General features: G+C 68.2%; 12 protein-coding genes. 7 read left to right on the forward strand and 5 right to left on the reverse strand.

Annotated features, from left to right (window positions below; all coding sequences use genetic code 11):
• Nucleotides 1-651, reverse strand: coding sequence for a DUF1707 domain-containing protein (locus tag ACIA75_RS02745; protein ID WP_397100875.1), 651 nt, complete (start codon nucleotides 649-651; stop codon nucleotides 1-3).
• A gap of 123 nt (nucleotides 652-774) precedes the next feature.
• Nucleotides 775-2,175 carry an AI-2E family transporter gene (locus tag ACIA75_RS02750; RefSeq protein ID WP_397099173.1) on the reverse strand — a complete coding sequence of 467 codons (1,401 nt, stop codon included), beginning with the start codon at nucleotides 2,173-2,175 and terminating at the stop codon, nucleotides 775-777.
• 168 nt (nucleotides 2,176-2,343) lie between these two features.
• Between ACIA75_RS02750 and ACIA75_RS02755 the strand changes: the two genes are divergently transcribed.
• The 3 genes from ACIA75_RS02755 to ACIA75_RS02765 all read left to right on the forward strand — a co-directional run bounded on the left by ACIA75_RS02755 (nucleotide 2,344) and on the right by ACIA75_RS02765 (nucleotide 5,549).
• On the forward strand, nucleotides 2,344-3,891 hold the full coding sequence (locus tag ACIA75_RS02755; RefSeq protein ID WP_397100877.1) for an adenylate/guanylate cyclase domain-containing protein: 1,548 nt from the start codon (nucleotides 2,344-2,346) through the stop codon (nucleotides 3,889-3,891).
• Nucleotides 3,892-3,959: 68 nt separating this feature from the next.
• A complete protein-coding gene (locus ACIA75_RS02760; protein WP_397099175.1) occupies nucleotides 3,960-5,063 on the forward strand; it encodes a YbhN family protein in 1,104 nt (367 codons plus the stop codon).
• Between the two features lie 117 nt (nucleotides 5,064-5,180).
• Entirely contained in the window at nucleotides 5,181-5,549 is a 369-nt protein-coding gene (locus tag ACIA75_RS02765) for a DUF3054 domain-containing protein (protein ID WP_397099177.1), read from the forward strand.
• 17 nt (nucleotides 5,550-5,566) lie between these two features.
• Here ACIA75_RS02765 and ACIA75_RS02770 read toward each other — a convergent pair whose 3' ends face one another.
• Nucleotides 5,567-7,183 (reverse strand): NTF2-like N-terminal transpeptidase domain-containing protein, encoded by a 1,617-nt coding sequence (locus tag ACIA75_RS02770; protein ID WP_397099179.1) that lies wholly within the window; start codon nucleotides 7,181-7,183, stop codon nucleotides 5,567-5,569.
• 367 nt (nucleotides 7,184-7,550) lie between these two features.
• Here ACIA75_RS02770 and aroQ point away from each other — a divergent pair, with 367 nt between their 5' ends.
• A complete protein-coding gene (aroQ, locus tag ACIA75_RS02775) occupies nucleotides 7,551-8,024 on the forward strand; it encodes a type II 3-dehydroquinate dehydratase (RefSeq protein ID WP_397099182.1) in 474 nt (157 codons plus the stop codon).
• On the opposite strand, the gene ACIA75_RS02780 is transcribed toward aroQ, so the two are convergent.
• Entirely contained in the window at nucleotides 8,012-8,473 is a 462-nt protein-coding gene (locus ACIA75_RS02780; protein ID WP_397099184.1) for a nitroreductase/quinone reductase family protein, read from the reverse strand. The genes aroQ and ACIA75_RS02780 overlap by 13 nt on opposite strands.
• Before the next feature lie 444 nt (nucleotides 8,474-8,917).
• Between ACIA75_RS02780 and ACIA75_RS02785 the strand changes: the two genes are divergently transcribed.
• Together ACIA75_RS02785 and ACIA75_RS02790 are read left to right on the forward strand one after the other, a co-directional pair.
• A complete protein-coding gene (locus ACIA75_RS02785) occupies nucleotides 8,918-10,015 on the forward strand; it encodes a zinc-binding dehydrogenase (protein WP_397099186.1) in 1,098 nt (365 codons plus the stop codon).
• A 61-nt stretch (nucleotides 10,016-10,076) separates the two neighbouring features.
• On the forward strand, nucleotides 10,077-10,388 hold the full coding sequence (locus ACIA75_RS02790; RefSeq protein WP_397099188.1) for a GNAT family N-acetyltransferase: 312 nt from the start codon (nucleotides 10,077-10,079) through the stop codon (nucleotides 10,386-10,388).
• A gap of 103 nt (nucleotides 10,389-10,491) precedes the next feature.
• On the opposite strand, the gene ACIA75_RS02795 is transcribed toward ACIA75_RS02790, so the two are convergent.
• Nucleotides 10,492-11,253: a lysophospholipid acyltransferase family protein gene (locus ACIA75_RS02795; protein WP_397099190.1), complete on the reverse strand. Its 762-nt coding sequence runs from the start codon at nucleotides 11,251-11,253 to the stop codon at nucleotides 10,492-10,494.
• A gap of 138 nt (nucleotides 11,254-11,391) precedes the next feature.
• Between ACIA75_RS02795 and ACIA75_RS02800 the strand changes: the two genes are divergently transcribed.
• Nucleotides 11,392-12,051 carry a YqgE/AlgH family protein gene (locus ACIA75_RS02800; protein ID WP_397099192.1) on the forward strand — a complete coding sequence of 220 codons (660 nt, stop codon included), beginning with the start codon at nucleotides 11,392-11,394 and terminating at the stop codon, nucleotides 12,049-12,051.
• The last annotated feature ends 28 nt before the right edge of the window (nucleotides 12,052-12,079 follow it).

Genomic DNA, 12,079 nt, shown 5'->3' on the forward strand with positions numbered 1-12,079 from the left:
TCAGTGACCCAGCAGACGCCGCCAATGGGCCATGAACGGCTGTTTGGCGGTGACCGATCCGAACCGGACCCGGCCGTGAACCAGCAGGTGCAGCGGGCCGATCGGCGGACCGCTGCGCACCTTGTTGTTCACACTGGACCCGATCAGTTCCAGCCCGTCCAGGTCGACCGTGGCTTCCTGCGGCACGATCAGGGTGAGCGAGCTGGCGTAGTCGTCCACCTGGATCTCGACCACCTGCGTGGTCATCACCGCCTGCGTGAAATCCAGGGTCACGCCGGAGAGCCAGCTGTTGACCCGCAGCAACGGCGCGACCTGCCAGTTGCCGCGGCGGTTCACCCCCGACATCCGCGGCCGGATGGCCCCGCCCTGCACCACACCCGACAGCGGCGCCCGCGCCGCACCGCCGGGTTGCGGAAGCGGAGCGGGTCTACCGTGCCCCTGCTGCCGGGTGGTGGGTTCACCGATCAGCCGTACCCCCGGGAGATCGACGAGTACTACGTTGAGCTCGCCGCGGGTTTTCGCGGCCAGGGCGGTATCCATCCGTTCGGTGAATTCCCCCAGCGAGAGCATGCCCAACCCGACGGCACGTTGCAGCAGCTCCCCGACGTGCTCCCGTTCCGCATCGGAAACCCGCAGGTCCCGGTTGCCCACCTGGCCACCGGAACCCGCACCGTCGAAAACCGGATCGAGGCCGCTCATAGCTCCGAGATTACCCAGCACCGGCCCGCTCCCGCATCAGGGCATTCCCGGATACGGTGGGCGTTCCCGGTCGGATCAGACCTTCTGACCTCCGCTTTCACCGGACTCCACCGGCCGGTCCGAGTCGTATCCGTCCATTCGGACCGTGCTCTCGTAGCGGTTCTCCTCGGACCCGTTCTCGCGGATCCGCACCGGCGGTTCCGGCGGCCGCGCGTCGGACGGACCGCCGTCCTGGCCGGTCGTCCGGGGCAGGGGCAGCCGCCGCTGCGCTTCGGCGAGCAGGGCGGCGATGATATCGAAACGGCCTGTGGTGTCATGCCCACCCGCGGGCGTGGCACCACCGTGTTCGGGCGAATCAGGCTCGGCCGCATAGATACCCTTGCGGTCCGCGGTCAATTCCGCGAGCAGTTCCTCGGGGTCCTCGGCGAGCAGCGAGCGGATCGCGGTGTTCAGCACCGCGACCAGCGGCACCGCGAGCAAGCCGCCCGCGATCCCGCCCAGCACCAGCCCCGCGGCGATGGCCAGCACCACCGCCAATGGATGGATACGCACCGCGCGGCCGAGCAGCAGGGGTTGCAGTACATGGCCTTCCACCTGCATCACCGCGACAATGATGCCCAGCACGATCAGCGCGGTCACGAGACCTTTGGTCACCAACGCGATGAACACCGCCACGAAACCGGCCAGGAACGCACCGATGATCGGGATGAACGCGCTGATGAAGACCAGCGACGCCAGCGGCAGCGCCAGCGGAACCCCCAGCACGGCCAATCCCGCGCCGATACCGATCGCGTCCACGGCCGCGACGGCGACGGTGGCCCGGACGAACCCGACGAGCGAACCGAAACCCAGTTCCCCCGCGGTCCGCACCCGTTCGCGATGGGCGCGGGGCACGATCCGGGTGACGAACTCCCAGATCTGGTATCCGCTGTAGAGGAAGAAGATCAGGATGAACAGGGTGAGGAAGGTGCCGGTGAGGATATGGCCGATCATCGTCGCCGTGGTGAGCGCGCCACTGGTCAACGTGTCCTGATTGGACTGGATCGCGCGGATCGCCGCATCGCCGGCGGTCCGGATCTGGTCGTCGCTCAGATGCATCGGACCGGTGATGAGCCAATCCTGCACCTTGTGGATACTGCTGGTGAACTCGTCCGACAACTGCGGTATGCCCACCACGAACTGTTCGACCACAAAGGTGACCACCCCCGCGACCAGGCCGAGCGAACCGACCAGCGCCACGATCACCCCGAGCACCCGCGGTAGGCCGCGGCGCTGCATCCAGTCCACCAGCGGGGCCAGCAACGCGGCCGCGAGCAACGCGATGGCCAGCGGAATCACCACGGTGTCGAGCCGGCGCACGGCCGCCGCCAGTACCGCCACCAGAGCAAAGATCACCAGCAGCCGCCAAGCCCATTCGGCGGTCTGCCGGACTATCGGATGAACCGCGTCCGCGGCAGTGGGTTTCGGCTCGGTCACCCGCTCGACCCTAGTGAGCACGGCTCGATGAAGCCCAGCCACGGGCCCCGCGCGGCGGGAGCTGAGAGAGAGGCCCGCCGATCGCCCGCGCCCGGGAGGACCGGGCCGCGGAGGCCGGACGCTAGATTAGTACACGTGTCAGCGCCACTGGAAGCGGTCAAACAGACCATGCATACGCGCTGGCCCCTGTACCTCACCTCGATGTTGCTCGCGAACGCCTTCGGCGCAGTGCTGGTGTGGGCGTTCATCCAGTACGGGTTGCCGGTACCGGAGGGCGAGGAACCCGGACCGCGGCAGATCGGGTTGCTCGTGCCCGCGGTGGTGTTCCTCACCGGCGGACTGCTCAGTGTGCTCGCCTCGGCGCTGATGTTGCGCCCGGTGATGCGCTGGCAGGTGCGCGGCGGACCACCCAGCCGGCAGGAACAGATGGCGGCCCTGCACGCGCCGCTGCGGCAGGCGATCCTGCATCTGGCGCTGTGGGTCCTCGGTGGCGCGGTGCTGGCCACGGCCATCATCTCCGAAACCCCGGCCCTGGCCGGAACCGTCATCATCACCGAATGTATGGCCGCGACCATCGTCTTCGGCTTCACCTACATGCTGGGCGAACGCATCCTGCGCCCGGTCGCCGCCGAGGCGCTCAGCGCGGGCCGCTTCGACCACACGCTCACCCCTGGGGTCGGCACCCGGATGGCGATGACCTGGGGAATGGGCACCTTCGCCCCGACCATCGCGATCGTGCTGCTGTGCGTGACCCAGATCTCGTCGGATATCAAGTTCTCGGCGCAGTCGCTGGCGGTGTCGATCCTGCTGCTGTGCGGGGTGGTGATCATGCAGGCACTGGCGCTGTCCATGCTCACCGCCTCCAGCATCTCCGACCCGGTCCGCCAGCTCCGCCAGGCCATCGACCAGGTGCAGAACGGTTCCCGCGATGTCGAGGTCGAGGTGTTCGACGGTAGTGAGATCGGCCTGCTCCAGGTCGGTTTCAACCGGATGATGGAGGAAGCGGCCAGCCGGCAGCGCCTGCAGGAGCTCTTCGGCCAGCATGTCGGCGCCGAGGTGGCGCAGCGCGCCCTCGACTACGGCACCGAGCTCGGCGGAGAAACCCGCTTCGTGGCGGTGTTGTTCGTGGATATGGTCGGTTCCACCGCCACCGCGGCCGAACACCCGCCCACCGAGGTGGTCAACCTGCTGAACGAATTCTTCCGCGTCGTGGTCGATGTCATCGACCGCCACCACGGATTCGTGAACAAATTCGTCGGCGACGCCGCCCTGGCAATATTCGGTGCCCCGCTCGACCGGCCGGATGCGCCGACCGCCGCACTGGCCGCGGCCCGCGAACTACGCGAGGCGCTGCGCCCGATTTCCGGACTGGATATCGGTATCGGAGTTTCGGCGGGTCTGGCGGTGGCCGGCAATATCGGCGCGGCCAATCGGTTCGAATACACGGTGATCGGTGATCCGGTGAACGAAGCCTCCCGGTTGACCGAACTCGCCAAGGATCATCCCGGCCGGGTCCTGGCGTCGGGTTCGGCGCTGTATTTCGCCGAAGAGAGCGAACAGCGGAATTGGACTACGGGCGAGGAAGTGGAGCTGCGCGGGCGGCGCCGCCAGACCCGGCTGGCCTGGCCCAGCGGCTCCACGGCCCTGCCCGCCGCCCTCTCGGAGCCGGCAACGGCCGAGCCGGAGACCCCCGCGGACCAGGCCGATCCCGCATAACACCTGGTTCGCACGACCCGGACAGCGGGGCACACCGACCGGCCCGCGGCGTCCATTAGGCTGGCCTCGTGACTGCCAACGGAGATACAGCGGATACTTCTGCTGTGTCCCCGGCCGGAGATCCGTCAGCCGGCGGTAATCGCCGCCGTAGATTCCGCTGGCTCAAATGGCTCGCCGCGTCCATTCTGCTGTTGTTGCTGATCGGCGAGGGCGTTTACCTCTATCCCCGGCTGCACGAATCCTGGCAGAAACTGACCGAAATCCACTGGGGCTGGGTCGCCGCGTGTATCGCCCTGCAAATGCTGTCGATGTCCGGTTTCGGCCGGGTCCAGAAACAGTTGTTGCGGGCGGGCGGTGTCGAGATCGCACAGCGAAAATCGGTATCCGTTGTCTACGGTGCGACAGCCATGTCGGTGACGCTACCGGCCGGGCAGGTTTTCTCCACCGCCTTCACCTACCGCCAGACCAGGCGCTGGGGCGCCAGTCCGGTGGTCGCCTCCTGGCAGCTCGTCTTCTCCGGCGTGGTGTCGGCCGCCGGCCTCGCCCTGCTCGGTGTTCTGGGCACGGTGCTGGCAGGCCGGCAGGTGGGTCCGGTCAACCTCATTCTGTCGCTGGCCGCCGTGGTCGCGGTGGTCTGGGCGGGTAACTACGCGTCGCGACATCCGGGGACGCTCGAGGGCGTGTTACGCCGCGGGCTGGCACTGGTCAATCGGGCGCGGAAACGTGCGCCGGAGGTGGGGCGCGAGAAGATCCGGGAGATGCTCGACCAGGTCGAATCGGTGGACCTGAGCACCCGCGACGGCGTCGGGGTCGTCTGGTGGGCGGTGGTCCACCGGGTGGCCGATGTCGCCTGTCTGGGTGCCGCCTGTTACGCCATCGGCGGTGACCCCCGATGGACGGGTCTGCTGATCGCCTTCGCCGCGGGCAAGGCGGTCGGGTCGATCCCGTTCGCGCCAGGTGGCATCGTCTACGTCGACGCGACGCTGATCTACGGCCTCACCGCGGCGGCCGGTCTGCCGGCGGCCCAGGCCGTTGCCGCCGCGTTCGTCTACCGGCTGGTGAGTTTCGTGCTGATCGCGATCATCGGCTGGATCGTCTTCGCCTTCCTTTTCCGCAACCGCAATGCGGAGGACGACGAGTACGAGCAGGAATTCACCCGGCGCAACACCTGAACCCGGCGCAGGGCGGTCCCCAACAGCGTCGCCCGCCCGGGAGTAGCTCCGCGTTCACACCGCCCGGCGCGGTCTGCTGAACGACTTCGCCCAGCCACCGCCTACTAGGCTGCTCCTGTGAAATGGTTGGGACCGATCGTTGCCGATGCGCTGCTGGTGGTTGTTTTCTGCGCCATCGGACGCCGCAGTCACGACGAGGCCGTGCTCACCGGCCTGCTGAACACGGTATGGCCGTTCGCGACCGGGCTCGCCGCCGGCTGGATCGCGGTGTACTTCGTGAACCGCGGGCGCGGCGCCGACGAGCCGTTCAACGGCGCCCGGATCCGGCCGACCGGTCTGGTGGTCTGGCTGAGCACCTTGGTCATCGGCATGGTGCTGCGGGTGGTCAGCGGTCAGGGGACTGCGGCCAGTTTCATCGTGGTGGCGGCGCTGGTGCTGGCGCTGTTCCTGCTCGGCTGGCGGGGAGCCGTCCGGGCGATCAGCTGAATTCCGGCCCGCCCGCCTCACTCGTCGGGCTTGGCGAAGGACGCCAGCATCCGCTCACCCATCCGCACGACCATATCGCCGCTGTCGACATCGGCGATATGGATCGCGAACGAGAGATCACCCATATTCGCGATGAGCCAGCCGTCGTCACCGGCCTTGGCGGAATACCCGGTGACATCGCGGAACCCGCGTAGCCGCGCCATCTGCGGGGCGTTCATTCCGTCCCGCAGCACGCGACGCGCCGCGTCGGCGACCGGGCCGGGCAGCGGTCCCGCCGGGGCGTCCGTCTCGCCCGGACGGCCCCGTTCGATCATCGGCGGCCGCAGCGTGCCGTTGGTGATCGCCGCCGCCGCGATCGCCATCCCGAACGGGCTGACCAGCAGTGCGTCCGAGCCACCACCTTGGCGGACCGGTTCGGCGTCACCCGCGCCCGCGGGCCGGCCGGTGACCTCTTCCAGGCCTGGCACCCGGAAGTCCACCCCGACCCCGAGCACGGCCGCCGCTTCCACCGCTTCCTGATCCGTGACGTCCTTCGCGGCTTTCCCCTTGGACGCCCCGGCCACCGCGCGGAACACCTCCATCGCACCGCCCACCGGGTACAGCCCGGTGAACGCGACCGGACCCTGAGCGCTCGAGTAGTTGTTCTGCGCGACGGCGACCACGGCGCCGGTGGAGGGCTGGGTGACCACGATCGAGGCCGGTGAGCCCACACTGACCACGGCGTCCTCGGCGGCGCGTTGCAGCCGCTGATCCATGGTGCCGGCGATATCGGGGCCGGCCGGACCCTGGTGACCTGCCAATTGCTTGACGAACCGCCCGTTTTCGAACAGTTGCACGCCCCAGCCGGAATGCTTGTCCTGGCTGTCTTCCCAGACATTGGTCATGGCGTCGAGCAGGGGCGAGAAGATCCGGCGGTCGGAAACGATGAGCCGCGGTTCCTTCTTCATCACCACGCCGGGGATCGGTGCCATCTCCGGTTCCAGGATGGCGAAATCACCTTCGCGCAGGCTCACCGCGGTAACCGGTTTCCCGTCGGCGGCGGCCAGTTTGTCGCGCAGTGTCGCACCGGTGATCAGCGGCGCGACCGGTTCGATGGCACCGGCCAGCGCGTCGGTGGAGCGGACCGGGTCCGGCATCCGCGCCGGGTCGAGCTGGATGACATTGATGTCCTGCTCGGTCATCAGCGGTTTGCCGATATTGTCCACTACGCGCGGCGCCGGATCAGGAGTGGTGCGAACCAATTGGACGGTGCGGTTGTGCGCGAGCTGCGGCATGACCACCGCCGGGTCCCAGGAGATCTTCCAGCCGTTCGCGAGCTTGCGCACGGTGCCTTCCAGTCCGTAGGACCAGTCCTTGCGCTCGCCGAAGTTCCAGTGCACGTCCAGGCTGAAGATGCCCGATTCGGCATCCAGTTCGATGAATTGCGTTTTCTCGTAGTCGACCGTGCCCGACTCGAGCCCGTCGAACATTTGCTCCAGAGTTGCCGAAGCGGCCGAGGGGTAGGAGGTCAGTTCGGCTGCCGCGGCGTGATCACGCTCGTCGAGCAGTTCGGTGAATTGATCGACGACCGATTCGGGACCGGCCTTCTCGGTTCCGGTCCCGCACGATCCCATTGCGATTGCCAGAGCCGCCACCCCCGTAAGGGCCAATGCGCCCCGGAAGCGAAAGCGGCCGGATCCCCACACACCCATGTCGCCCACTCTTCACTCTTGCCACTCCGGTAACAAGACCACCGTACCTGAAAAATGCCTGCTTGCGAGTGATCGCAAACCCGAAACCATAGCCGGTCCCACCGTGTGTAGTTGTGGCCGTTCCCAACTCGCCGCCGAACCGACCATGATCAATTACCGGACCCGCCGAGCACACCCGGCTTCGCTACGCTACCGATCGGCCCGCAGCGGTGCACTGTTACCCCGCAAGTCCGCGTCCACTGCAGAGATACCCCGCCACGGTAGCTCAGAACCATCGGCGTCCGCTCGGGGTGTCGGTAGGGTTGCTGCCATGTCCGATCGCACCTTCCCGCAAACCTCGAGCAGCCCGATCCTGGTCCTCAACGGGCCGAATCTGAATATGCTCGGCACCCGGCAACCCGAGGTATACGGCTCGGAAACCCTCGAGGATGTAATCGAATTGTGCCGTCGCTCGGCCGCGGCGCGCGGCCGGGAAATCTCGCATTTCCAATCGAATTCCGAAGGTGAGATCATCGACCGGATCCACGCTGCGTACGGCACGGTCTCCGGGATCGTGATCAACCCGGGCGGGCTGACCCACACGTCGGTGACGCTGCGCGACGCCCTGGTCATCCCGGCGGTGCCGATCGTCGAGGTCCACATCAGCAATGTGCACGCCCGCGAGGAATTCCGCCGGCACTCCTACATCTCGCCCATCGCCGCCGCGGTGGTCGCCGGGATGGGCAGCTACGGCTACGTCGCCGCGATCGACTTCCTACTGACCCGGACCGTTCAGGCGGACTGACCTCCCGCGATTCGGAACACCGGGAACCCCGGGGCGATTTCGGCGAGCTGAGCATCGGTGGCGTCCTTTGTCACGCCGTCGAAGAACCGGCCGACCTCCCAGCCCCAGCGTTCGAGGTAGTGCCGCAGCACGGGAATCTTGCCGGCGTCGGCGACCTCGTCCGCGGTGAACGTTTCGGTTCTGCGGCCGAGCCGCAGCTCGCCGCCTCCGGCCACCCGCAGATTGCGAACCCACTGGGTGTGCCCGCGCGGCGCGACGAGGTAGCGGGCTCCGTCGGGGGCGGTCAGCACGTTCACCATGGTGGTCCGCCATTCGCCGGACGTGCGGCCGCGCACGGCCAGCAGCCGGGACCCCGCCACGCTGATACCGAGCTTGGGCAGCAGATTGACGACCCGGTTGAAGATCGGGTCGAGACCGGTGGGGGCAAGGTAGCGGGTCGCGGCGGTCATAACTTACTCCTTTGTGAGCGGTGCTCTCTGTTGTGAACAACAATCGCACTCTTGCGCGCAGAAGTCAAGAGCAGTGCTCTCTATTCGGCCGCGAGCGGTCTCTTGGTCACGGAACTTGCGGGCGCAGGTTTGCTCTCCGCAGTTGAGCTGTGTTTTTGGCGCGCTGGCGCGCGCGGGTTCGGGGCCCCCTCGTGTCTCGAATCTTCACTCCTCCGCTCCTCCGCTTCGCTCCCCCGCTCCGTCGCTCCAGATCCGAGACGGGCCCCGAACCACCGCATGCCGACCCGGTCGCACGTACAGAAATGGGGTGAAGCCGCATGCCGACCGCATACCGTCGCCGTCTTTCCGGAGGAATCGGGGGCCTGGGACGGGGTTTTCTGAGACGGTGGTCGGGGCGCCGGTATCCGCTGGGCGTATAGCGAGTGAGTGGTGGAGGAGGGTGCTGTGCAGGCCGCAGTTTTCTACGGAACCGAACCCCGGCTGGTCGTCGAGGACATCCCGGTCCCGGTACCGCAGCGGGGCGAAGTGCTGCTGCGGGTCACCGCGTGCGGGGTCTGCCATACGGATCTGCACGTGCTCAGGTCCGAGGTGAAATTCCCGGCGCCCGCGGTGCTCGGCCATGAGGTTTCCGGCGTTGTCGAGCAGGTCGGCGACGGCGTCGACACCATCGCGATGGGCGACAGTGTGGTGTGCAGTTTCATCATGCCGTGCGGGGACTGCCGGCACTGCGTCCGCGGCGCCGAGGATCTGTGCGAGAAGTTCTTCGCCCACAACCGCTTGAACGGCACCCTGTACGACGGGACCACCAGGCTGGCCAAGGCGGACGGGACACCGCTGGCCATGTACTCGATGGGCGGCCTGGCCGAATACTGTGTCGTCCCCGCCTCCGATGTCTTCCCGGTACCCGCCGGGGTCGGCCTGGAGGCCGTATCGATCCTCGGCTGCAGCTCGTTCACCGCGCTCGGCGCGCTGCACACCGCCGAGCTGGGCCTCGGCGATCGGATCGCGGTGGTCGCGGCGGGCGGAGTCGGTTCGTCGATCGTTCAGTTCGCGGCGGCCGCGGGGGTCAGCCAGATCATCGCCATCGATATCAGCGACGAAAAGCTGTCCGCCGTCGCGAAGCTCGGCGCCACCCACACGGTCAACTCGCGCACCGAGGACGCCGCGGCGCGGGTCCGGGAACTCACCGGCGGCTACGGCGTGGAGGTCGCGTTCGAAGCGCTCGGCAGCCCGGCCACCTTCGCGACGGCGCTGGATATTCTCGACGACGGCGGCCGGGCGGTGGTGGTCGGGATCGCGCCGGCCGGATCGACCGGCAGCATCGACCTGGCCCGGCTGGTCCGGCGCAAATTACAGGTCCTGGGTTCCTACGGCGCGAAAGCGCGGACCGATATGCCGGCGCTACTGCGGATGGTCGCGGCGAATACGGTCCGGCCGCAGGAGGTCATCACCCGCCGCTACCCGCTCGCGCAGGCCGACGAGGCCTATCAGGCACTGGCGCGCGGGGAAATCGTCGGGCGCGCGATCATCGAAATGTCCTGAGCCGCCGCGCCACCTGGTCGATCGAGGCGAATTTTCCCGGTCGACCGAGTAGCGTCGAGCCATGCCGACGGAGGTCCGCAACAACTACGCCCTGCAACGCTTCGAGATCACGGTCGACGGCGCGGTCGCGGGCTATATCGAATACCAGGACACCGCCGGTGAGCGCGCGTTCGTCCACACCGAGATAGACGCGCGCTTCGACGGGCAGGGCTACGCCCGCGATCTGGTCGAAGCGGCGCTGCACGCGACCGGAGCCGAAGGACTCGGCGCCCTGCCCATGTGCCGGGTGGTCGGGCATTTCATCGAAACCCGGCCGCAGTATCTGTCGATGGTCCCGCACTGGGCCCGCGACCGGCTGGGGCTGCCGCAGTAGCCGGGCGCTGTACGGGGTCGGGCCCGCCGGACTCGGTACTCGGTGAGGCCCACCCAGATCAGCACGCGCACGACCCCGCCGGACTCGGCGGGGTCGTGCGAGTTCAGTACGCCGCCACCGCCCCGTCCAGCGCCTGCTGCAGATCGGCCCGCGCCAGCCGGGAGATCTCCGCCGGCCGCGCCGGGAGTTCGGTGCGCGGCACGGCGAAATGAAAGCTCGCCGACCTCACCTCCTCCTTGGTCGGTTCCACCGCCGGGTCCGCACGCGGCCCGTAGCTGAGCCCCAGACTCAGCAGGACAGGCCGGACGCCCAGCTTGGCGGTCCGGAACGCGATATGCCCGATCCCGGTGCCGATCGGCTGTACCTGCGCCGGGTCCGCATCGTTGCAGGTGCCCTCCGGGAAGATCGCCAGACTGTCGCCGTCGGCCAGGCGCTCGGCGCAGATATCCATCATCCGCTGCCCGGCCGCGTTCACCGCCCGCAAGCCGTGATCGCTCCCCCGGAAAACCGGGATCCCGCCCATCATGTCGATGCGGCGGCGCAGCTTCGCCTCCTCGAACAGTTCGTCCTTGGCCAGCACCCGGGTACGCCCGATGATGGGCCGCAGTTCACTGCGCCAGGCGGCCGCCGCCAGCGTGTAGGGGTCCAGCCGGGAGAGGTGGTTGACGGCGATCAGCAGCGGGGTCCGGGCCCGGATCAGGTCCCGGATCGCGGGCCGGGCACCGGCGGCGTAGCTGATCCGCGGCCGGTACCGCCGCCCGAGCAGGGCGTAGGCCCCCATCGCCTGGAACCGGTTCTGCCGGTGCGCACGGTAGAAGTCGTACACGTCGTCGCTGTTGCCGAGAAGCACCTCTGGGGGTCGCATACGGCTGACTCTACGAGCCGGGCCCGGCGGTGGCAGCACAGCGCCGAGTGGCCCGGAACCGACGCCCGCGCGAACACTGCGCGAAGCGAACGGGTGATCAGTGGGGCGAGATCGGGCAATAACTGCGATGATGGCCTGGTGGCGCAGGCAGATGACCCCGATGATCGCAAGACCCGGGGCGGCCGCGGTGGCGGGCACGATCCCGAACCTGGTCGTCGCGGCAACCGGCAGGGTGAGCAGGTCGTTCGGGCCGGCACACTACTTGTTTCCTCGACCGACCTGGCCGAGCCCACGTTCCGCCGGACCGTCGTCTACATCATCGAACACAACGACGCCGGGACGCTGGGGGTCGTGCTGAACCGGCCCAGCGAGACCGCGGTGCACGAGGTGCTGCCGCAGTGGAACGAGGTCTGCGCGCAGCCGCGCAATCTGTTCGTCGGCGGGCCGGTCAAACGGGACGCCGCACTGTGCCTCGGGACCGTCCGGGTGGGTTCGTCCATCGAGGGTGTGCCCGGGCTGCGGCGGGTGGACGGCCGGGTGGTGCTGGTGGATCTGGATGCCGATCCGGACCGGATCGGCCCGCTGGTCGAGGGTGTCCGGATCTTCGCCGGGTACGCCGGCTGGACCTTCGGCCAATTGGACAGCGAACTGTCCAACGACGACTGGATCGTGGTGTCGGCATTGCCCAGCGATCCGCTCTCGGGTCGCCGCACCGATATGTGGGCCCAGGTGCTGCGCCGCCAGCCGCTGCCGCTGTCCCTGCTGGCCACCCACCCGATCGAGGTCGAACGCAACTAGAAGTGCCGGGATCCCGCCGGTCGACGGC

It is taken from the genome of Nocardia sp. NPDC051750 (assembly GCF_044453135.1).
GTDB lineage: Bacteria > Actinomycetota > Actinomycetes > Mycobacteriales > Mycobacteriaceae > Nocardia.

Coding starts and splice junctions, on each gene's coding strand:
- ACIA75_RS02780 (WP_397099184.1), bottom strand. CDS start 8,473: ATGACCGCCGCGACCCGCTACCTTGCCCCCACCGGTCTCGACCCGATC.
- ACIA75_RS02790 (WP_397099188.1), top strand. CDS start 10,077: ATGCCGACGGAGGTCCGCAACAACTACGCCCTGCAACGCTTCGAGATC.
- aroQ (WP_397099182.1), top strand. CDS start 7,551: ATGTCCGATCGCACCTTCCCGCAAACCTCGAGCAGCCCGATCCTGGTC.
- ACIA75_RS02795 (WP_397099190.1), bottom strand. CDS start 11,253: ATGCGACCCCCAGAGGTGCTTCTCGGCAACAGCGACGACGTGTACGAC.
- ACIA75_RS02755 (WP_397100877.1), top strand. CDS start 2,344: ATGCATACGCGCTGGCCCCTGTACCTCACCTCGATGTTGCTCGCGAAC.